Raw genomic sequence first — 21,325 nt, 5'->3', positions numbered from 1 at the left:
AGTTAGAGCTCCATTTCGATAGGAATGGCGGCGGATTTTTGTGTAATCTATTGAATGTTTTTTCTAAATTCTCGCCAATCATCGGTGATTTTAACCATAAGTCTTTCGCAGCAATGCCCTTTCAGGCCGATATCTTTATGAGCCTGTTGGTTCAGAACCTCTAAAGCCGCATAGGCCATATCACCTATTTTTCCTTGTGTATCAGCATACTTGTAGTAAGCGCTCTCCTTAGGCTCCCCTTCCAATTTTTCAATTTCATTTATGTAAATGCTTTCCATAGCATGTCTGTGTTCTTTGATCAGATCTCTAAATTCACCATCAAAGTATACAAATGCAGTAATTTCTAACTGTGCAAGGTTACGCATAGACTCATTGAACGTTTGTGGATGCAAATCGTTATCTCCAACAGTTACGGCACAGTGAGCTTGTGCCTTATGAGAACGCCCCCAGAAAGCAATTTTTTCAAAATGACTCAAAGTAGTTTCGTATGCCTTAACTTTTGATTCCCAATACTTTTCCTTCTTGAACTTAGTGAGTCCCCATCGACTACCTGCCCAAGCACCTGCAAAACCGACCAATGCAGGAATAATCTTTTCGATAAAAGAGAACGAACTTGCAAAATCCATGTGTACTCCGGATTTAAATACTTTTTAAAAGTTCATCCAGCTTACTATAACAATAAAAAAAACCGCCAGCGGCGGGTCAGAATCAGTAAGCAAATTGCTTCTACATATTTTTGGGATGAGGCGCTGCTGCGCTGATTTTTTGCGGACGGCATACTGACCGTACAAAAGTTTCATGCGACACGATGGTATGCCCGTACTCGATATTAGTGCACAGGTTGTAGCGTTCTTTGGTTTGATTGGAAACTTGGAAACTGTTTCAGATATGTGCCGCCTGTACGCACATAGAACAATTCATCATAATAATCAGATCTAATTATTAACTAAATAGCAATAATGAGAGATGATTGTTCGCAATTTTGAACTAATTGTTCCATTGCGAACTCATCAATTTTCACCTCAAACTCAATACTGGTTGTGAAACCACTGTCAGCGCTGGCCGTATGCATGAACGTGGTGATTGTCCATTCCGCATCATCTATGAGCTGCTTAAAGCCGCTAATCTTCCCTTCACGGGCATTTACGTGTAGAGATCGGCACGGCCTTCTCAGTTAAAGGGAGAAAGACGCCACACCACGCTGTAGAGCTCCCATTGCATTTTGGCGGCCCTGTTGGCATAGGCCCGGTTCAGCACCAGCACATTTTCATCCGCACCCACCAGATAATCTCCCTGCTTCGCCTCCAGCTCCATTGCTGTCATGGTTTTCTTCCGGTGCTTAACGCTTTACGCCCAGCTTTCGTCCTAGCGGTCCACCGAAAATGCCCAAGCCCGATACGGCAAAAAACTGACCGGACACACCGCCGTACATCACAGCTCACCGATTGCGGTGAAACATAACATTCTCACCAGCACCTTTATCCCGCGTCCGCTGCTGAGCCAGTAGGCATTCAGCCGCTTTGTTCAGGACTATCAGGTGTCTGGTAACGCCTACCTGGAGAAACGGACGAACAGACTGGTGGACATTCTGTAACTGAAGCCATCGCTGGCGAAATACACACGCCGCTGGATCGACCTCGATACTTACTGGTTTGTGCAATACGGCATGACCACGCAGCCGTATAAGTTCACTCAAGGCAGCAACTTCATCTGATGGAGCCGGATATGAACCATGAAATTTACGGCCTGCTGGCATACCTGTCCGCTATACTTAAGTCCTGCTCAACGAGTTCGCCACCCTGTTCCGCCAGAAGTATTACATTAACGGCAGCCACGCGAGTTTCATCTTGTACATGACCGACACCGCGCAGAACCAGGAGGTAATAAACAATATCCGCCAGGCCATGAAAAACGCAAGGGGCCGGGCAAATTCCGCAACCTGTTTATGTACTCGCCTAACGGCAAAAAGACAGAATTCTGATCATCCCTCTGTCAGAGGTGGCGGCTAAGGATGAGTTTTCGAACAACAAGAATGTGAACCGGGACGACATGATGGCAGCACATCTTGTACCACCTCAGATGATGGAAATTATGCCGAGTAATGTTGGGGGTTTGGGGATGAGGAGAAAGCGACCAAGTTTTTTTTTCGAAATGAGTTACTGCCGTCACAGAAAAGAATGGATAAAGTAAAAAACTGGTAAGAGACGAAATTTTGCGATTTAAGTCATATTATCTGGGCTGATGATGCTTGTAAATCAACATGTTTTGCTGTTCGATAGAACAAACCAAAAATCTGATCAGTGGGAAAAGTTCGTGGTACAACAAGCATGGTCCTTTAAAGCAATTGAAAAAGGCAACGTAAGGTACTGGGCAAATGATGGCTATAACGACGATTACTCAGTTTTCTATCGCTACAATAATTCTGTCCCAAATTACAAAAATGTCAAAGAAGGAGATCTTGTAATAATTAGAAATAGAGATAATATTTTAGGAATCTCTATTATAGAAAAATTAGAAACATACGACACTGAAAAAAATGTGTATAAATGCCCCCATGACGAATGCAATGCAAAAAAGATCCGCCCACGCAAAACAATGATGCCAAAGTGGCGTTGCGATAACGGACATGAATTTAATGAGAGAAGGTTGGTTTTAGAGCCTGCTATAGGATTTATAGCTACTTATGGTTCCGTTTTTAAGAAACTAAAAGACATCCCTCTTGATAAACTTGAAGCTGAAAGCTTGCGCTATAACGTTCAGTTATCCATACAGGAAGTAAATATACAGTGGGCAAAAGAACTATTTGATGCTCAAATATCGTCGATTCTTCTTACTGCAGGAGAAGCAGATAACGACTCTCCAGATTTGCTTGAAGGTGATCAGAGGAAACTAGTAGATAGGCAGATCAGGCAAAGACGTGGACAGAAAACATTTCGAGATAAGCTGTTAAAGTCCAGCCCTATATGCGCAGTTACAGGATGTGAGCTTGTAGATATTCTTGAGGCGGCACATATTGATGCTTACAGAAATGAAAGTCATAACCATATAAGCAACGGATTGCTGCTCAGAAGCGACATTCATACTCTGTTTGATCTAAATTTATGTGCTATACATCCGGAGTTTTTGACAATTCATTTCTCTAAAAAAGTCATCAATGAAGGCTATGATATTTATCATAATAGCATAATAAACACGATACATCGTATATCTCTGACAGCACTCATTAAAAGATGGAGTGCGTTTAAAGAAAACTGAAACCACATCATCATATCAAATAAAAAACAGCCGAGGACTTCCCCGGCAGTTTTTTATTTTTTTATTGCACGAAGAGTTGTCATAAGATTCTCACCATAAGGAGTAAGCGTCCAATATGTCCCTTTGTCTTTTACGCTCCGATTCCTTTCACTTTTCGTTATTAAACCAAGCGCTCTCAATTGAACTTTCACCGTTTGAAATGATGATGACTTCATTATTATTGAAAGTATATTCAGCCCCAAAACATCTTCATTATCCGTAAGCTGATCACGCACAATTTTTGATATAGAAGAATTAACTGCAGAATGTAATCCCTCATCAGCAATTTCATCTATCATCATCGGTGAAACATAGGAAAAAATCTCATTCCAGCTAATTTTCGCACTAGCAGAGTAACGTTTTCCATCATGGGTCCATTGAGAGGGGGATGCATTAAATGTATACTCAAATTCAAATAAATCATCACCCTGAGATAAAGTTTCACTTCCAACTGGAGCAGTTGTTTTGCTGGCAACAAGTTGGCTCTCAAGCTCTTCAATTGTTCTTTTTAATTTCAGTATTTCTTGAGCTTCACTTTCACTGGCAACAAGATTACCTTTAACCCAGCCAACAGCAGGTGATTCTCGTGTAAGTTTGATTAAACTTCTACTGACCTGACTTCCGAGTTCTGCAGGGGACTCCCAGAAGCGACAAAGCCGATTTTTAACCAACTCTTCAAATCTCGCCAGTTTTTCTTTACCATCAGAGGTTGACTCGCAAAGTCTTGCAGCCAAATTTTCCTTGTTTTTGTGGATAAAACCAATAACCGGTTTTCCAGTTTCAACTGCGTAACGATACTCCATTTCCGTATAGCTTAGTCCATCGGGTCCAATAGATCCGTATCGTCCTGCTAGGATGACTATATAATAATCACTGTCATCAATTACTTTCTTTATCAAACTCCATTGATCGCTATTAGTTGCCGGGAATAACTCCATCCCTGCTGGCATACAATCAAGCTCCAATAGTGCCTGCATCACTTCTTGGCGTTCTTCTTCTAAATCTGAAAACGTTGAACTAACAAATACCTGATAGCGCTTATCCAAAATCAAGATCCTCTCAAAATTTGCATAACCTAATTTAAACAAACTACTGAAACCATTCTGTGAGCGCGCGCTCGTATCCCCGCCACGCCTGCCCGCTTTAAATAATAGTTTTATGGCTGGAAAGTGCGGCAGTTCTGGTGGGTCAGCACCGTTACGCTCCTTTTGATCATGCAAATCTACACGCAACTCGGCACTTATGGTGTACATAAACCCAGCAAAAGTCCGCCATGCCCCCACGCAAAACCTAAGCCACTCAAGTTCGCATTGAATAGCCTTCTTGTTACAGATTAAAACTGATCCTTATCAATCACTTAGTGATGTGGTTAAATCATAATCCTACGCTGAAATTTTACTCATGAAGGAAAAACATGGACGCAACTGATCCTGGGAAGCTGATATGGCATGTCGCCTGCGATGAGTCAGGCATTGATGGTCAGCGATTTTATGGATTTGGCAGCCTGTGGATGAAGTACCAAAGGCGTGGCGACTTCGTACGCATCATTCGTGAGCTTAGGGAAAAGCATAACTGTAGCGATGAAATAAAGTGGCAAAAAGCTCATTCAAAGAGAAATGCTGCTTTTTATCATGACCTCCTTGAAACGTTCTTCAAACACCAATGGCTGGCGTTCCACTGCATCATTGTAGAAAAATCAAAAGTAGAAAAATCCTTCCATGGCGGCGACTACGATCTGGCTATGCGTAAGCATTTTGGCAAGCTGATTGAAACTAAAATAGGCAACGTTATCAAGGCTCATCCAGATAGGGAATGCGAGTTCCGTGTGGAAGTGGACCCACTTCCATCGCGGTATAAAAAAGCTGATGAGGCATTTGAAGTCATTACTAACCACACGTTAGCAAAAAGGTTTGGCCGTAGAGACATTATCAAGAGCGTCGTCACAAAGGATTCAAAATCTTCTGAACATATTCAAATTGCAGATTTTCTTCTAGGCGCAGTGATGTGCGCCTATCAAGGCAAAGCAACTTCGGATGCGAAGTTAGCAGTTGCCAACAAAGTTGCGTCTTATTTAGGGTGGGATTCGCTTATGTATGACACTTGGCCAAAAGAGCGCAAATTTAATATTTGGCTTTTTTTCGACAGAACGAAAGGACCAAGGGATATCCTTACGCGAGATGTGAATTTGAAGTATGAATTGCCCAAGTCTAAAAAATAGAGCCGACCTCACAGCCGGCACGGTTGGAGTCCCAGTCGTTCGACGAAGTTACCAACTAGGCGGTATCAACTTTCGGGGGGCCGCCTCTAATTCCCCAAAACCATAAATTCAGTTCAATGATAGTAGCGTTTTAAAGTTTCAAACTCAACAAAATGCATAACAATCATGTTGTAAGGCCTATAACACTAATTATCGCTCTCAAGTGAGGAATCACTAATGTGTACTTCCTTGCTGTCTAACAGCGTAATCGCAATGTCCTTGCCCTCAACACTATAGTCAGAGCTAGCGACAATCTGTATGTAAAAGTTCTATCCGTCCGCTGGGCAAGTGACATCCTGAATATATCGTTCACATTTCCTCTCAACATCACAGTTATACATACAGCAAAAATATGCTTTTAACGCTAAAAAAGTTTCACTCACCTAACCCATTGATTAATAATGGAGTTCAAACCCATGCTGCTCTAGTATAACTTATGCCATTAGTTATACTCCTACGGACGTTGATTCATGTAAAAGATGCGCAACCCAACTACAGACTGCCATCTCGCAGCATCGGATCTACTTCTGCTTCTCTGCAGCAACCAAAACATATATGATTAAACGCATATAAAAATCACACATCCAGGAACACCCATGCTCCACCCGCTCCAGCTCTTCAAAATCCTCTCCGACGAAACGCGGCTCGCCATCGTCATGCTGCTGCGTGAAGCGGGGGAACTGTGCGTATGCGATCTCTGCGCCGCCACCAACGAGCCGCAGCCGAAAGTCTCCCGCCATATGGCACTGCTCCGCGAGACCGGGCTGGTCATCGACCGACGTGAAGGGAAATGGGTCCATTACCGTTTATCTCCGAACATGCCCGCGTGGGCAGCGTCCATTATCGATAACAGCTGGAACTGCCTGCGTGAAGACACCCGCCTGAAGCTGAAGGGTAAAGTTCCGGGTGCATGCTAAGCAAAACATATTCACAAAATCAGATACAATGGAGTAAACAATGTTTCTGGCAGGAGCGATTTTTTTATTCACGCTGGTGCTGGTCATCTGGCAACCCAGAGGGCTCAGCATCGGCTGGAGCGCGACCATTGGCGCCGCGCTGGCGCTGGCGAGCGGCGTTATTCATATTAACGATATTCCGGTGGTCTGGAATATCGTCTGGAACGCCACGGCCACGTTTATCTCGGTGATCGTTATCAGCCTGCTGCTGGATGAGTCCGGTTTTTTCGAGTGGGCAGCGCTGCACGTTGCCCGCTGGGGGAACGGTCGGGGGCGGTTGCTGTTTACCTGGATCGTGCTGCTGGGTGCGGCCGTTGCGGCGCTGTTCGCCAATGACGGTGCGGCACTGATCCTGACGCCTATCGTTATCGCCATGCTGCTGGCACTCGGGTTTAGTCAACAAGCCACGCTGGCGTTTGTGATGGCGGCAGGCTTTATCGCCGATACCGCCAGCCTGCCGCTGATTGTCTCCAACCTGGTCAACATTGTGTCGGCAGACTTCTTCTCGCTGGGATTCAGCGAGTACGCCTCGGTGATGATCCCGGTTGATATCGCCGCGATTGCCGCAACGCTCATTGTGCTGCACCTGTTCTTTCGCAGGGAAATTCCTCCGACGTACGATCTGGCGAAACTCCGGGAGCCGGCAAGGGCCATTAACGATCTGCCAACCTTCAGGACGGGCTGGATCGTGCTGCTGCTACTTCTCGTCGGATTCTTTGTGCTTGAGCCTCTCGGCATCCCCGTCAGCGCCATCGCGAGCGTGGGCGCGCTGATTTTGTTTGTCGTCGCAAAACGCGGGCACGCTATCAATACCGGAAAAGTGCTTCGCGGCGCACCGTGGCAGATCGTTATCTTCTCGCTGGGAATGTATCTGGTGGTGTATGGCCTGCGCAACGCCGGGCTGACAGAGCATCTCTCAGACGTTCTGGATCGCTTAGCCGGTTATGGACTCTGGGCCACCACGCTGGGCACCGGATTCATCACCGCCTTGCTGTCATCCATAATGAACAATATGCCAACGGTACTGATTGGCGCGCTCTCAATTGATGGCAGTTCGGCAACAGGTTTGATAAAAGAGGCGATGATTTACGCGAACGTGATTGGCTGCGATCTGGGGCCGAAAATCACCCCCATCGGTAGCCTGGCCACCCTGCTCTGGCTGCATGTACTGGCGCAGAAAAACATGATCGTTTCCTGGGGCTACTATTTCCGGACGGGCTTGATAATGACGCTGCCGGTCCTGTTTGTAACGCTTGCCGCGCTGGCGTTACGTCTCTCCGTTACACTGTAGTGAGTACCTGATATGAGCAACATTACCATTTACCACAACCCGGCCTGCGGCACGTCGCGCAATACGCTGGAGATGATCCGTAACAGCGGTACGGAACCCGAAATTATTCTCTATCTTGAGAACCCACCGTCGCGTGATGAACTGACCAGGCTGATTGCAGACATGGGGATTCCCGTGTGCGATCTGCTGCGCAAAAACGTCGAGCCTTACGAGCAACTGGGCCTTGCCGGGGGAAATTTCACCGATGACCAGCTTATTGATTTCATGCTGCTATACCCCATTCTGATTAACCGTCCGATTGTGGTGACGCCGCTGGGTACACGTCTGTGCCGCCCTTCTGAAGTCGTTCTCGACATCCTTCCGGACGCGCAAAAAGGGGCATTTACAAAGGAAGATGGCGAAGTCGTCGTTGACGCCAGCGGGAAAAAAATCTCCTGACATCAGGCGTGGCCGGGGCGAGCGCTATCAGACGGTATCCTCGCCTGCAATCCGTCCCACTATCGCCCGGATCTCCTCCCGGGTTAACGGCGACCGGTCGGTTACAAAATGCAGCGTCATCCCCTCGATAAACGCATCCAGCGCACGGGCGGTGGCCGGATCAAACCACTGCTCAAGCGTAGTCTGGCTCATCTTCATCCAGTCCTGCATCACCGTTTTCAGCGCGGCGCTGCGGTGCATAAAAGCGTACAGCTGATACATCAGCGCCATATTGTGTGGCGTGGTCACGGCTGAACTGTGGATCAGCGTGGTAATGGCCTCGCACGCCCTCTCCCGCCCGGTCACCCCCGCGAAGAAATCCCGGTACTGCTGAGACATCTGCTGCGTAAACCACGTGAACGCCTCCTCCAGAAGCGACTCCATCCCGTCGAAATAGTAGGTCATCGACCCCAGCGGTACGCCTGCGCAGGTGGCAATTTTGCGGTGCGTGACGGCATGAATACCGTGCTCAGCAATGGTGTCCAGCGTCGCCTGAAGTATCTTCTCGCGGCGGTTAGGGTCGTTTGGTGGTCTGCTCATAAAATCCTCATCCGGTTTATGTACAAATGTACACAAAGTTGCTAGTGTTGTCGCTATTGTTGTACTTCTGGTGCTGATCCCAATGACGCTAACTTCTCCTCGCAAAGCCCTGCATCTGCGCATGTGGGCGCTGTTTATGTTCTTCTTCATCCCCGGGCTGCTGATGGCTTCCTGGGCAACGCGCACCCCGGCAATCCGCGATACGCTATCCGTCTCGACGGCGGAGATGGGGATCGTGCTGTTTGGCCTGTCGATTGGCTCGATGAGCGGCATCCTCTGCTCGGCCTGGCTGGTGAAGCGCTTTGGCACGCGCGCGGTGATCCGTACCACCATGTGCTGCGCCGTGGTGGGAATGTTCGGTCTGAGCGTGGCGCTGTGGTTCGCCTCGCCGCTGATGTTTGCCCTTGGGCTGATGGTATTTGGCGGCAGCTTTGGTGCGGCTGAAGTGGCCATTAACGTCGAGGGGGCCGCCGTCGAACAGGCGATGAACAAAACGGTGCTGCCCATGATGCATGGCTTTTACAGTCTCGGCACGCTGGCGGGCGCGGGCGTGGGGATGGCGCTGACGGCGCTGGGCATTGCGGCCAATGTGCACATTTTGCTGGCGGCGCTGGTCTGTATTATCCCGATCCTCACCGGCATCAGGGCTATTCCCGCAGGCACAGGACAACACGCCTCGGACGAACAGAAGTCTGCGGCAAAAGGGTTGCCCTTCTATCGTGATTTCCAGCTAATGCTGATTGGCGTGGTGGTGCTGGCGATGGCATTTGCTGAAGGCTCCGCCAACGACTGGCTACCGTTGCTGATGGTGGACGGGCACGGATTTAGCCCCACCTCCGGCTCGCTGATCTACGCTGGATTTACGCTCGGCATGACCGTCGGACGCTTTACCGGCGGCTGGTTTATCGACCGTTACAGCCGCGTGGCGGTCGTCCGTGCCAGCGCCCTGCTGGGTGGGCTGGGCATCGCGATGATCATCTTTGTGGATGTGGACTGGATTGCCGGTGTGTCGGTGATCCTGTGGGGGCTGGGCGCCTCCCTTGGCTTCCCGCTGACCATTTCCGCTGCCAGCGATACCGGCCCCGATGCGCCGACGCGCGTGAGCGTTGTGGCGACCACGGGCTACCTTGCCTTCCTGGTGGGGCCACCGTTGCTTGGATTCCTCGGTGAGCACTACGGGTTGCGCAGCGCCATGCTGGTGGTGTTAGGGTTAGTGATTATTGCCGCCCTGGTGGCGCGTGCGGTGGCAAAACCGGAAGCAGAACAAACGACAATGGAGAAGGGATATGAGCGTTAAACTGATTGCAGTCGACATGGATGGCTCCTTCCTGAGCGATGCGAAAACCTATAATCGCGCGCGTTTTCTGGCGCAGTACGCGCGCATGAAAGCGCAAGGCATCCGTTTTGTGGTCGCCAGCGGAAACCAGTACTACCAGTTGATCTCATTTTTCCCCGAGATCGCCCATGAAATCGCCTTCGTCGCCGAAAACGGCGGCTGGGTGGTGGATGCGGGCGAAGACGTGTTTAACGGCGAACTGTCGAAAGAGCATTTTCTGACCGTCGCCACCCTGTTAAACGACGTGCCCGGCATTGAGATAATTGCCTGCGGAAAAAACAGCGCCTACACGCTGAAAACGTATAACGACCTCTTCAAAGAGATTGCGGCGAAATACTATCACCGCCTTGAAAGCGTCAGCAGCTTTGACAACCTCAACGATATTTTCTTCAAGTTCGGGCTTAACGTCTCTGACGACGAAATACCGCGCATTCAGGCGCTGCTGCATGAGAAGCTTGGCGACATCATGGTGCCGGTGACCACGGGTCACGGCAGTATCGACCTGATAATCCCTGGCGTGCACAAAGCTAACGGCCTGCGGATCCTGCAAGCGCGCTGGGGCATTGAGGACAGTGAAGTGGTGGCCTTTGGCGACAGCGGTAACGACGTGGAGATGCTGCGCCAGGCTGGGTTTGGCTTCGCGATGGCCAACGCCAGACCGCATATAAAGGCTGTGGCCCGCTATGAAGCGCCGAACAATAATGACGAAGGGGTGCTGGACGTGATTGATATGGTGCTGGAGGGGAAGGCGCCGTTTAATTGATTCCGTGCGGTCTGGTGCCCTCACCCTAACCCTCTCCCACAGGGCTGAGGGATCCCCAGTAATTTTTTTATGCAGAAGCAATAAAGTTGCTTTCTAAATGACTGAGGGCTGTCAGCGATGCCCTGGTCCGGCTGTAAATCGCTAAGGCGTTTCCTGCAGGCCGGGGCGAGGCGCAGGGATGCGCCGAGAGGGCGGCTTTACAGGGACGTTGCCTCCGCCCGTACCCGATAAGCCGGAAGGAATAAGCCGAGGGCACCGCGAAGCGGCGATTTACCGCCGGGAGCCCGGGTCGCCAGGGTGGTGGCGACTGAGCCACCCTGGCACGTTCACCGGTCATGTCGTTACAGAGTAGCAAGGAACATAAAGTGAACGGAATGACCACCACAGCCGTATGTTCCCCTCACCCTAACCCTCTCCCCGGAGGGGCGAGGGGATTGCTCAGTGCTCGCATTAATTTGTGGGGATCCCTCAGCCCACAGGGAGAGGGAATAAGGATTACGGTTGCAGTGCGCTTCCGACGCGTTTGTCCTTCAGGAACACCACCATCAGCCCTACCCACAGCACACCGTTTGCGAGGTTGAACAGGCTGAACAGCCCGTTACCGCCGAAAGCATAGGCATGTTTGCTCACCTCAATACCGACAGTGAAAATCAGCATTTGCAGCATCCCCATCGCGGCAGACACCGTGCCTTTACTCATTTCACTGGCGAACAGCGTCAGGCGCACCAGGCCAGCATTCGCCACGCCGATACCAAACGCGTAAACACTCAGCCCCGCCGTCATCCACAGGTACGCATGAGACGAGGCTACGGTCGCCACCGCCGCGATAATCAGCCCTGCCGCTATGGGCCAGCCGCCCAAAATAATCAGCGAACGCACGGTACGGCGTGACGTCAGACGCGCCAGCACCAGGTTACCGATAATCAGCGCGCCAAAAATCGGCACCTGTAACAGGCCATACTCATAGCTGCTAAGCTGTTCGCCGCTGATGATAATGACCGGCGACTGGGCAATCCACGCCAGCAGCGGCAGGCTGACAAAGCCCGTCGCCAATGCGCCCGCGACAAAACGGCCATTTTTCAGCACCGCCTTATAATCCCGCCCCAGCTCTTTAAGCGAGAGCTTTTCGCCCAGGCGGGTGGCGGTTTCCGGCATCGCACGGTGCAGGCCAAAGAAAGAGATAGCCGCAAGCGCGGCAAAGAGGACGAACATCCCCTCCCACGGCGCGACGTGAACCCATGCGGCTCCCACCAGCGGTCCAAGAAGCGGTGCAATCAGCGCCACGTTTGCCATCAGCGCGGTAATTTTGATACACACCGCCTCCTCAAACGACTCCTGAATAGCGGCATAGCCCACGGCGCCAATAAAGCACAGGCTCACGCCCTGAAGGAAACGCAGCAGCGTGAACTGCTCAATACTCTGCGCCAGCAGCGTGGCGAGACAGGTGACGATAAACCACACTACGCCCGTCAGCATCACCGGACGGCGGCCAATACGATCCGACAGCGGCCCTAACAGCCACTGTAAAAACATGCCGCCCGCCAGATAGGCGGTCATGGATGTCGGCACCCACTCAATACCTGCGTTGTACTGCTCAACCACAGCCAGCATGCCGGGCTGGATCATGTCGTTGCCGATGTAGGTAGAGAATTCGTAAAGCACCAGACACAGAGGAAAAAGTAACGCCTGACGACCCAGACGATTACCGGAAGAAGAACGGTTTATCATGCAATCTCTTTAGTATGAAAAAATCGCGATGAGTGTAATGAATTGCCGCTGTCTGAGATAGCAAATTAACGTGAAAAAACAGAAATAACGCACTTATCGTTGTTGTTTAAGGTTTCCTTAAGTTGCCCTCCCTATGATAGTGCTATTTCACGTTATTGACCGAAACTATGACACACGCCGTCAGCCCTTCAGAATTATCTAAGTTACCGACAAATAAGACAAAACGTCTTTACCGTTTGCCTGCCCGCTTTTATGGTTATCAACTTTTCGTGCTTATTGCCCTTGCGGTGCTTTTTACCTGGCTTTCGCGCGATGAATCGCTTGACCGATGGATAACCGGTTTCTGGTATGACGCAGCGGCGCATCATTTTCCGCTACAGCAAAACCCGCTGCTGGATCTGCTGAACCATCGGCTGGCGAAATATGTGACCATTGTTATCGCTGCCGCATCGCTGATTTACGGCGCTTACAAACGCAATGCCCGACTGGTAACGGCCGCGCTTCTGATGGGGCTGGGTGCGCTGGTAGTAGGGGTGCTGAAAAGCATAAGCCACCACAGCTGTCCGTGGGATCTGGTGGAATATGGCGGCAGGTCCGTTTCGTATCCCCTGTTCAGCGCCGTTCCGGCAGACAGCGGACCGGGACGCTGCTTTCCCGGCGGCCACGCCTCCAGCGGGTTTATGGTGATGGGGCTGTTTTTTGCCTTCTGGCGTGAACGTCCGCGCCTGGCATGGTCCTTTGTCGCGTCAGGCGTTGTTATGGGGCTGGTGATGGGCTTCGGGCAGGTCATGCGCGGCGCGCATTTTTTCTCTCACAACCTGTGGGCCGGGTGGTGGGTTTGGTTTTCCCAGGTGCTGGTTTACGGGCTGGTTTCCGCCCGGTTTGCTAAAGAGTAACGAGATTATGTTAGAAAATCTGAACTACGAACTGTTTTACCTGCTCAACGCCACGCCGTCGTCACCGGAATGGATGATCGATCTCGCCACCTTCATTGCGAAAGATCTGATTAGCATTGTACCGGCGCTGGCGGTGATCCTCTGGTTATGGGGACCTCGTACACAGGTCACCGCCCAGCGCCATCTGGTGATCAAAATGGCGATGGCAATTGGCGTGAGCGTGCTGGCAAGCTACGTGCTGGGTCACGCCTTCCCGCACGATCGTCCGTTTGTCGATCGCGTCGGCTACAACTTCCTGCACCATGCGCCGGATGACTCGTTCCCGAGCGATCACGGCACGGTGATCTTCACCTTTGCGCTGGCCTTCCTGTTCTGGCATCGCCTGTGGTCCGGCGTAGTGCTGATGGGCGTGGCAGTCGCCATCGCCTGGTCCCGCGTCTACCTGGGAGTGCACTGGCCGCTGGATATGGTCGGCGGTTTCCTGGTGGGGCTGATGGGCTGCGTCAGCGCAGCCATCCTGTGGAGCCTCTTTGGCCCGGCGCTTTATCGTGGATTATCACAGGCCTATCGCGTTCTGTTTGCTCTTCCGATCCGCAAAGGCTGGATACGTGACTAACCCCGGTCCGTCAGGTTACACTTGAGCCCCCGCCCTGCGGGGGCTCACTTTTTTAGCCCGAGGATCTATGGAAACACGTCGCGATGACCGCATTGCTCAGCTGCTCCAGGCGCTGAAGCGCAGCGATAAGCTGCATCTTAAGGAAGCCGCTACCCTGCTTGGCGTGTCTGAAATGACCATTCGTCGCGATCTGAACTGCGACAGCGCCCCCGTTGTGCTGCTTGGCGGGTATATTGTTCTGGAGCCGCGTAGCGCCAGCCATTATCTGTTAAGCGATCAAAAAACACGCCTGGTGGAGGAGAAGCGCAAAGCCGCGCGGCTCGCCGCCTCGCTGGTGCAGCCGCATCAAACGCTTTTTTTTGACTGCGGTACGACAACCCCGTGGATCATCGAGGCCATCGACAGCACCGTTCCCTTTACCGCCGTCTGTTATTCGCTAAACACCTTCCTGGCCTTGCAGGAGAAACCGGCGTGCCGGGTGATTTTGTGTGGCGGCGAATTTCATGCCAGCAACGCCATTTTCAAACCGCTGAATATTCAGGACACGCTGAGCAATGTATGCCCGGATATCGCCTTTTACTCTGCGGCGGGCGTGAATGTGAAACAGGGGGCAACCTGTTTTAATCTTGAAGAGTTACCAGTGAAACAGTGGGCGCTCAACGCCGCACAGCAGCATGTGCTGGTGGTTGATCACAGTAAATTTGGCAAGGTCCGTCCGGCAAGGATGGGAGAGCTGTCGCGCTTTGACGCCATCGTCAGTGATTGCCGCCCGGATGACGAGCTGGTGGCATACGCGAAAGCGCAGCAGGTGAAGTTGATGTATTGAGGTTATGCCGGGTGGCGCTGCGCTTACCCGGCCTACGTTCGAGCCGTTGTAGGCCGGGTAAGGCGAAGCCGCCACCCGGCAAAAACTTAGCTGAACCAGCTGCCAAACCAGCCGTGGAATTTCATTAACACAAAGTCCCACATCCGGCTGAAGAAGCCGCCCTCTTCCACCGCTTCCATTACCACCAGCGGACGCTGCTCAATAGATTTGCCGTTAAGCTGGAAATCTATCGTCCCGACCACCTGACCTTTTTTCAGCGGTGCGGTGAGCTGTGGCTCGGTCAGGGTATAGCTGGCTTTCAGGTTTTTCAGCTGACCGCGTGGAATGGTGACGGAACCCGCTTCACCCGCTCCCAGGTTCACTTCACTTTTATCACCAAACCAGACGCGCTGACTCACGAAGGTAGCGTCCGGCTTAATCGGCGTGACGGTTTCAAAGAAGCGGAAACCCCAGGTCAGCAGTTTTTCGGATTCGTTAAAACGAATACGGTCGGTTTTCGTTCCCAGCACCACTGAGATCAGGCGCATATCGCCCTGCGTCGCAGAAGCCACCAGGTTGTATCCGGCCCCGGCAGTTGTACCGGTTTTCATGCCGTCCACGTTAACGTTGCTACTCCACAGTAGACGGTTACGGTTAGGCTGGCGGATATTGTTGAAGGTAAACTCTTTCTCTTTATGGATAGCGTACTCATCCGGCACGTCATGGATCAGCGCTTTGCCCAGCAGCGCCATATCGCGCGCGGTACTGAACTGACCCGGCGCATCCAGGCCGTGAACAGTTTTAAAAGTGGTATTGGTCAGACCCAGTTTTTTCGCGTAGCCATTCATCAGCCCAATAAATGAGTCCTGACTGCCCGCGACGTAATCGGCCAGCGCAATACAGGCATCATTTCCCGACTGAATAATGACCCCTTTATTCAGATCGGACACGGAGACCTGGTCGCCAGGCTTCAGGAACATCACGGACGAGCCGCGCAGCGCCGGATTACCGGTCGCCCAGGCATCTTTCCCGACGGTGACCATGTCATTCAGCTTGATCTTGCCCGCTTTCAACGCCTGGCCGACCACATAGCTGGTCATAATTTTCGTCAGGCTCGCCGGGTCGAGTTTTTCGTCGGCGTTACCTTCCGCCAGCACTTTCCCGCTGGCGTAATCCATCAGGATCCAGGCGCGCGCATCAACAGGCGGCGCTTCGGGCGCTGTCTGTTCCGCCGCATGGAGCGTTGGGGCAAAAAGGAAAAGCAGCGCCGAGCCTGCCGCCAGGCTGCGCAGAGAGGAAGTTTTTTGCGTCATAAATGCCACCCGAGTGTCCATTCTAAAAATCACGTCACAATCACCGTGTCGCAAGAAGCGATGAGTAATAGCGCACTACAGCCTTCAAAGAAACCTGTTCCAGGTAAAGTTTTTAAAGTTTATGCAATAACATTCAGATACGCTTTGATTGCGGTGTTTTTTTTAGCATCTGTTGCGTAATTGTTAGGTTTATCTCACCATGGCGAAAAGCTGACTCGGATTCACATCTCATCGGGAGTAAATATGATTACGCTGTGGGGCAGGAACAATTCGACCAACGTGAAAAAAGTGCTCTGGACGCTGGAAGAGCTGGATTTACCGTTTAAGCAGGTTATGGCGGGCCTGGAGTTTGGCGTGAATAAAGACGCGGACTACCTGGCGATGAACCCAAACGGACTGGTGCCGCTACTGCGCGATGACGAGACAGACGCCACGCTGTGGGAGTCTAACACCATCGTGCGATACCTCGCCGCGCAGTACGGCCAGGGTCGGCTGTGGGTAGAAAATCCAGCCCAGCGCGCGCAGGGCGAAAAATGGATGGACTGGGCAAACCAGACGCTTTCCCCAACGCACCGCGTGATCCTGATGGGGCTTATCCGTACGCCGGAAGCCGATCGTGATTATCCCGCCATTCATGCCGCCCAGGACGCGTGCGAGTCGCTGTTTGCGATGATGGACGGCGAACTGGCGAAGCATACCTGGTTCTCCGGCGACACGTTCGGCGTGGGCGATATCGCCGTCGCCCCTTTCGTCTGGAACCTCACTAACATGGGTCTCAGCTGGACCCCGCGCCCTCACCTTGAGCGCTGGATCCAGCAGCTCAGCGAGCGCCCGGCGTATCGCAACGTGGTGATGATCCCGGTGACCTGATTACGACCCGGACGGGCTGACTTTCCAAAGCTGCCCGTCCGTCTCGTCGGTCAGCACGTACAGATAACCATCCGGCCCGACGCGCACATCGCGAATTCGCTGATCTTTATCCCCAAGAATGCGCCCGTCCTCCGTCACGGTATTGCCCTTCACGCTCAGCACGATGACGTCTTTCTCCTTCAGCGCGCCGATAAACAGCTTGTTTTTCCACTGCGGGAAGACGTCGCTGTTGTAGAACGCCATGCCGCTGACGGCGGGCGACACTTTCCAGACAAACAGCGGTTTTTCAGTGCCCTCAACGTGCTCGCCTTTCGCTTCCGGGATTTTCAGGCCGCTGTAGTTGATCCCGTGCGTCGCCATCGGCCAGCCGTAGTTTTTGCCTTTTTCAGGAATGTTGATCTCATCCCCGCCGCGAGGGCCGTGTTCATTAAGCCACAGCGCGTCGCTCCACGGGTTCATCGCCATCCCCTGCGGGTTGCGAATGCCGTAAGACCAGATTTCAGGCCGTGCACCGGCTGTGTTCACAAACGGGTTATCCGGCGGCACTTTCCCGTCCTCCGTCAGGCGCACCACCTTGCCCTGAAGCTTATCCAGATCCTGCGCCGTCGGGCGCTGGTTGTTTTCACCTAAGCCAATAAAGAGATGGCCTTTGCCGTCGAACACCAGCCGTCCACCAAAGTGGTTGCCAGTAGAGAGCTTCGGCATCTGTCGGAATACCACCTGGAAGCCCTCAATGCGCGAGAGGTCATCGCTCAACCGCCCGTAGCCCACCGCGGTGCCCGCTTTTCCATCATCACCCGCCTCGGCGAAGCTGAGCCAGATCCGCCGTGATTGTTCAAAATCCGGGGCCAGCACCACGTCCAGCAATCCGCCCTGGCCGCTCGCCCAGACCTTCGGCACGCCGACAATCGGATCGGAGAGCCCTTTCCCTGCCTGCCAGTGCTTAAGCTGCCCGTCTTTTAGCGTGATCAGCAGCCCCTTATTATCAGGCAGAAACGCCAGCGACCAGGGGTGATCCAGTTTTGTCTGTAGCACGTCGACCTTAACCGTCTCGGGCGCCGCAAGCAGCGAAAGCGGGAATAACAGTACAGGGAGGAAAAGCAGCGAGGATCGAGGCATAACGCACTCCTTTATCGGCATATGGCTTAAAGATTAGCCACTGTTCCCGGGTGCGTTAACACTTTTACAAAAGCTTAATCAAAAGGGGGAGTTGCCTCCCCCGGGTTCAGTGTCGGGCAAGCGTTTCCGGCTTGTTCAGACACATGATGCAAAGCGCGAGCGTGGTCAGGCAGTTTTCAAGCTTCTCCGCGTTAACGGCAATAAAATTCGGGCAGTCGTGACGTCCGTTCATCAAACAGACCCCTGCGATGGAAAGCACCTCGGCGGCGCGGCGCAGCGCCACTAATTCGTTTTCAGCGCAGTGCGCTTTCAGGATGGGTGCTTTTTCACGCATGAAATTGCAAAGTTCAAAGAAATTTTCACGCAGATTTTCGCTTTCGCTGACTGACATATACCCTTTCGCCTTGCGGAGTTGCAGATATGCAGCCAGGTCGATTCGGGCGTTGATCAGCTTGTTAAGCAGATCGCGTTTCAGTCTGTCAACGGACATGCTATTTCCTCCTCTGTCAGCCATGTTACCCTATTAATAATAAGGTCATTTTTTGTACAATGTGATGCCTGAGATCAATAAACGATAACTGATTAACATTCTTTACAATGTTACAACGATTGCCCGCCTCAACTGCGCCATCAAGAGTGTATAAATCCCCCGCGATACGCTGTAAAATCCCGCCCTGATAACTCCATAATTGATGAATTTTTAACCTATGAGCAATGTTACGCACCCGCCGAAAATCGGCTTTGTCTCCCTGGGCTGCCCGAAGAACCTGGTGGATTCCGAACGCATCCTGACTGAACTTCGCACTGAAGGCTATGACGTGGTGCCAAGCTACGACAACGCCGACATGGTGATCGTCAACACCTGTGGGTTCATCGACAGCGCGGTCCAGGAGTCACTGGAAGCCATTGGTGAAGCCCTGACGGAAAATGGCAAAGTGATTGTCACCGGCTGCCTGGGCGCGAAGGTGGATCAGATCCGCGAAGTGCACCCGAAGGTACTGGAGATCACCGGCCCGCACAGCTACGAGCAGGTGCTGGAACATGTTCATCACTACGTACCAAAGCCAAAGCACAACCCGTTCCTGAGCCTGGTGCCGGAACAGGGCGTGAAGCTGACGCCGCGCCACTATGCTTACCTGAAAATTTCCGAAGGCTGCAACCATCGCTGCACCTTCTGCATCATCCCGTCGATGCGTGGCGATTTGGTGAGCCGTCCGATTGGCGAGGTGCTGGCAGAAGCCAAACGCCTGGCCGACGCGGGCGTGAAGGAGTTACTGGTCATCTCCCAGGACACCTCCGCCTACGGCGTGGACGTCAAACACCGCTCCGGCTTCCATAACGGCGAGCCGGTAAAAACCAGCATGGTTGGCCTGTGCGAGCAGCTTGCTAAGCTCGGGATCTGGACGCGTCTGCACTACGTCTACCCTTACCCGCACGTTGACGACGTGATTCCGCTGATGGCGGAAGGCAAAATCCTGCCGTATCTGGATATCCCGTTACAGCACGCCAGCCCGCGCATTCTGAAGCTGATGAAGCGTCCTGGATCCGTTGACCGCCAGCTGGCGCGCATCAAGCAGTGGCGCGAGATCTGCCCTGAACTGACCCTGCGCTCCACCTTCATCGTTGGCTTCCCGGGTGAAACCGAAGAAGATTTCCAGATGCTGCTCGACTTCCTGAAAGAAGCGCGTCTGGATCGCGTGGGCTGCTTCAAGTACAGCCCGGTTGAAGGCGCAACGGCCAACGAGCTGGCGGACCAGGTACCGGAAGAGGTCAAAGAGGAACGCTGGAACCGCTTTATGCAGCTGCAACAGCAGATCTCTGCTGAACGCTTGCAGGAGAAAGTGGGCCGCGAAATTCTGGTCATTATCGACGAAGTGGACGAAGAAGGCGCGATTGGCCGCAGCATGGCGGATGCGCCTGAAATCGACGGCGCGGTGTACCTGAACGGGGAAACCAACGTCAAGCCGGGCGATATTATTCGCGTGAAGGTTGAAAACGCCGACGAGTATGATTTGTGGGGCAGCCGGGTTTAATCTTTAACCCCTCACCCCGGCCCTCTCCCCAAAGGGGCGAGGGGGAACAGACCGCACCGAGCAGTCCCCTCTCCCCTCAGGGGAGAGGGTTAGGGTGAGGGGTAAGTTCCTGCAAAAACCTACCCCTTAATCCTCGGATCCAGCGCGTCGCGCAGCCCATCCCCCAGCAGGTTAAACGCCAGCACGGTCAGGAAAATCGCCAGGCTCGGGAAGATCGCCACGTGCGGGGCGATCACCATATCCGCCCGCGCCTCGTTCAGCATCGCGCCCCACTCCGGCGTCGGCGGCTGTGCGCCTAACCCCAGAAACGACAGGCTGGCCGCCGAGATAATCGACACGCCTATGCGCATGGTGAAATAGACCACGATAGACGAGACCGTTCCCGGCAGAATATGGCTGAACAGGATTGTGGCATCGCTGGCTCCCATGCTGCGGGCCGACTCGATAAAGGTCTGCTGCTTCAGCACCAGCGTGTTGCCACGTACCAGGCGCGCGAAAGCGGGAATCGTGAATACCGCCACGGCGATGATGACGTTCGCCATGCCGCTGCCCATCACCGCCACCACGGCAATCGCCAGCAGAATACCGGGAAAGGCAAACAGCACGTCGCAGATACGCATGATGATGCGGTCCCACCAGCCTTCATAGTACCCGGCCACCAGCCCAAACACGGTGCCAATTGCTGCGCCCATCAGCACCGCAAAGACCCCGGCCGCCAGCGAGATCTGCGCCCCTACCAGCACGCGGCTAAAAATATCGCGCCCGAGCGAGTCCACGCCAAACCAGTGCATCATCGACGGTCCATCGTTCAGCCGGTCGTAATCGAAGTAATTTTCCGCATCAAACGGGGCTATCCAGGGGGCGATAATCGCCACCAGGATCAGCAGTAACACAAACAACCCGGCGACCATAGCGACGGGCTGACGACGGAATCGACGCCAGAACTCAACCCACGGGGTGCGAATATGGTCCGGCCTGATCCCCGGCATAGCGTTTAAAATGGCCTGGCGACGCCAGTTCAGTAATCGCAT

Annotated in this window: 20 protein-coding genes and 3 pseudogenes; 13 read left to right on the top strand and 10 right to left on the bottom strand. The window is 52.7% G+C overall.

The genetic code is table 11. From position 1 onward, the window contains the following. Window positions 1-47: 47 nt before the first annotated feature. The 3 genes and pseudogenes from ACQG0S_RS07080 to ACQG0S_RS07070 form a co-directional block, all read right to left on the bottom strand. Window positions 48-626, bottom strand: a complete 579-nt coding sequence (locus ACQG0S_RS07080) for a hypothetical protein (protein ID WP_048966119.1) — start codon at window positions 624-626, stop codon at window positions 48-50. Window positions 627-726: 100 nt separating this feature from the next. Further along, window positions 727-924: pseudogene (locus ACQG0S_RS07075) on the bottom strand (ogr/Delta-like zinc finger family protein). Between the two features lie 22 nt (window positions 925-946). Then, a pseudogene (locus ACQG0S_RS07070) lies at window positions 947-1,344 on the bottom strand (hypothetical protein); the annotation flags it as partial. 64 nt (window positions 1,345-1,408) lie between these two features. On the opposite strand from ACQG0S_RS07070, the pseudogene ACQG0S_RS07065 reads away from it, so the two are divergent. Then, window positions 1,409-2,242, top strand: a pseudogene (locus tag ACQG0S_RS07065) (phage portal protein). Further along, a complete protein-coding gene (locus ACQG0S_RS07060; RefSeq protein WP_226842120.1) occupies window positions 2,242-3,255 on the top strand; it encodes an HNH endonuclease in 1,014 nt (337 codons plus the stop codon). The pseudogene ACQG0S_RS07065 and the gene ACQG0S_RS07060 overlap by 1 nt, the downstream one beginning before the upstream one ends. Before the next feature lie 53 nt (window positions 3,256-3,308). On the opposite strand, the gene ACQG0S_RS07055 is transcribed toward ACQG0S_RS07060, so the two are convergent. Further along, window positions 3,309-4,547 carry a DUF4062 domain-containing protein gene (locus tag ACQG0S_RS07055; RefSeq protein WP_225303551.1) on the bottom strand — a complete coding sequence of 413 codons (1,239 nt, stop codon included), beginning with the start codon at window positions 4,545-4,547 and terminating at the stop codon, window positions 3,309-3,311. 161 nt (window positions 4,548-4,708) lie between these two features. Between ACQG0S_RS07055 and ACQG0S_RS07050 the strand changes: the two genes are divergently transcribed. The 4 genes from ACQG0S_RS07050 to arsC all read left to right on the top strand — a co-directional run bounded on the left by ACQG0S_RS07050 (window position 4,709) and on the right by arsC (window position 8,236). After that, entirely contained in the window at window positions 4,709-5,512 is an 804-nt protein-coding gene (locus ACQG0S_RS07050) for a DUF3800 domain-containing protein (RefSeq protein WP_048965813.1), read from the top strand. 635 nt (window positions 5,513-6,147) lie between these two features. After that, window positions 6,148-6,468, top strand: coding sequence for a metalloregulator ArsR/SmtB family transcription factor (locus ACQG0S_RS07045; RefSeq protein ID WP_048965812.1), 321 nt, complete (start codon window positions 6,148-6,150; stop codon window positions 6,466-6,468). Window positions 6,469-6,508: 40 nt separating this feature from the next. Then, window positions 6,509-7,798, top strand: coding sequence for an arsenic transporter (locus ACQG0S_RS07040; RefSeq protein ID WP_048965811.1), 1,290 nt, complete (start codon window positions 6,509-6,511; stop codon window positions 7,796-7,798). Between the two features lie 12 nt (window positions 7,799-7,810). Further along, window positions 7,811-8,236, top strand: coding sequence for a glutaredoxin-dependent arsenate reductase (gene arsC / locus ACQG0S_RS07035; protein ID WP_023299678.1), 426 nt, complete (start codon window positions 7,811-7,813; stop codon window positions 8,234-8,236). A 27-nt stretch (window positions 8,237-8,263) separates the two neighbouring features. Here arsC and ACQG0S_RS07030 read toward each other — a convergent pair whose 3' ends face one another. Beyond that, a complete protein-coding gene (locus tag ACQG0S_RS07030; protein ID WP_032624580.1) occupies window positions 8,264-8,815 on the bottom strand; it encodes a TetR/AcrR family transcriptional regulator in 552 nt (183 codons plus the stop codon). 82 nt (window positions 8,816-8,897) lie between these two features. Between ACQG0S_RS07030 and ACQG0S_RS07025 the strand changes: the two genes are divergently transcribed. Continuing rightward, entirely contained in the window at window positions 8,898-10,112 is a 1,215-nt protein-coding gene (locus ACQG0S_RS07025; protein ID WP_157508127.1) for an MFS transporter, read from the top strand. Continuing rightward, window positions 10,102-10,914, top strand: coding sequence for a Cof-type HAD-IIB family hydrolase (locus ACQG0S_RS07020; RefSeq protein ID WP_022647558.1), 813 nt, complete (start codon window positions 10,102-10,104; stop codon window positions 10,912-10,914). The genes ACQG0S_RS07025 and ACQG0S_RS07020 overlap by 11 nt, the downstream gene beginning before the upstream one ends. 495 nt (window positions 10,915-11,409) lie before the next feature. On the opposite strand, the gene ACQG0S_RS07015 is transcribed toward ACQG0S_RS07020, so the two are convergent. After that, entirely contained in the window at window positions 11,410-12,642 is a 1,233-nt protein-coding gene (locus tag ACQG0S_RS07015; protein ID WP_022647557.1) for an MFS transporter, read from the bottom strand. A 167-nt stretch (window positions 12,643-12,809) separates the two neighbouring features. Between ACQG0S_RS07015 and ACQG0S_RS07010 the strand changes: the two genes are divergently transcribed. From ACQG0S_RS07010 to deoR, 3 genes are all read left to right on the top strand, one after another. Next, window positions 12,810-13,538, top strand: a complete 729-nt coding sequence (locus ACQG0S_RS07010; protein ID WP_023299675.1) for a phosphatase PAP2 family protein — start codon at window positions 12,810-12,812, stop codon at window positions 13,536-13,538. 7 nt (window positions 13,539-13,545) lie between these two features. Further along, window positions 13,546-14,154, top strand: a complete 609-nt coding sequence (ybjG, locus tag ACQG0S_RS07005; RefSeq protein ID WP_022647555.1) for an undecaprenyl-diphosphate phosphatase — start codon at window positions 13,546-13,548, stop codon at window positions 14,152-14,154. Between the two features lie 67 nt (window positions 14,155-14,221). Next, entirely contained in the window at window positions 14,222-14,980 is a 759-nt protein-coding gene (gene deoR / locus ACQG0S_RS07000; RefSeq protein ID WP_048965571.1) for a DNA-binding transcriptional repressor DeoR, read from the top strand. A gap of 86 nt (window positions 14,981-15,066) precedes the next feature. Here the strand turns inward: deoR and dacC are convergent, their stop codons facing one another. Continuing rightward, a complete protein-coding gene (gene dacC / locus ACQG0S_RS06995) occupies window positions 15,067-16,272 on the bottom strand; it encodes a serine-type D-Ala-D-Ala carboxypeptidase (protein WP_023299674.1) in 1,206 nt (401 codons plus the stop codon). Between the two features lie 243 nt (window positions 16,273-16,515). Here dacC and ACQG0S_RS06990 point away from each other — a divergent pair, with 243 nt between their 5' ends. Further along, window positions 16,516-17,142, top strand: a complete 627-nt coding sequence (locus ACQG0S_RS06990) for a glutathione S-transferase family protein (RefSeq protein WP_048966820.1) — start codon at window positions 16,516-16,518, stop codon at window positions 17,140-17,142. On the opposite strand, the gene ACQG0S_RS06985 is transcribed toward ACQG0S_RS06990, so the two are convergent. Further along, entirely contained in the window at window positions 17,143-18,261 is a 1,119-nt protein-coding gene (locus ACQG0S_RS06985; protein WP_046618555.1) for a PQQ-dependent sugar dehydrogenase, read from the bottom strand. A gap of 106 nt (window positions 18,262-18,367) precedes the next feature. Next, window positions 18,368-18,751 carry a biofilm formation regulator BssR gene (gene bssR / locus ACQG0S_RS06980; protein ID WP_038415734.1) on the bottom strand — a complete coding sequence of 128 codons (384 nt, stop codon included), beginning with the start codon at window positions 18,749-18,751 and terminating at the stop codon, window positions 18,368-18,370. 217 nt (window positions 18,752-18,968) lie between these two features. Here bssR and rimO point away from each other — a divergent pair, with 217 nt between their 5' ends. Next, window positions 18,969-20,294, top strand: coding sequence for a 30S ribosomal protein S12 methylthiotransferase RimO (rimO, locus tag ACQG0S_RS06975; protein ID WP_023299671.1), 1,326 nt, complete (start codon window positions 18,969-18,971; stop codon window positions 20,292-20,294). 119 nt (window positions 20,295-20,413) lie between these two features. Here rimO and gsiD read toward each other — a convergent pair whose 3' ends face one another. After that, entirely contained in the window at window positions 20,414-21,325 is a 912-nt protein-coding gene (gene gsiD / locus ACQG0S_RS06970) for a glutathione ABC transporter permease GsiD (protein WP_048966435.1), read from the bottom strand.

Source organism: Enterobacter cloacae complex sp. 418I7, from assembly GCF_050030705.1.
In the GTDB taxonomy this organism is placed as follows: domain Bacteria; phylum Pseudomonadota; class Gammaproteobacteria; order Enterobacterales; family Enterobacteriaceae; genus Enterobacter; species Enterobacter intestinihominis.
The sequence above is the reverse complement of the archived record's forward strand: the minus strand, read 5'-3'. Positions and strand labels throughout refer to the sequence as shown.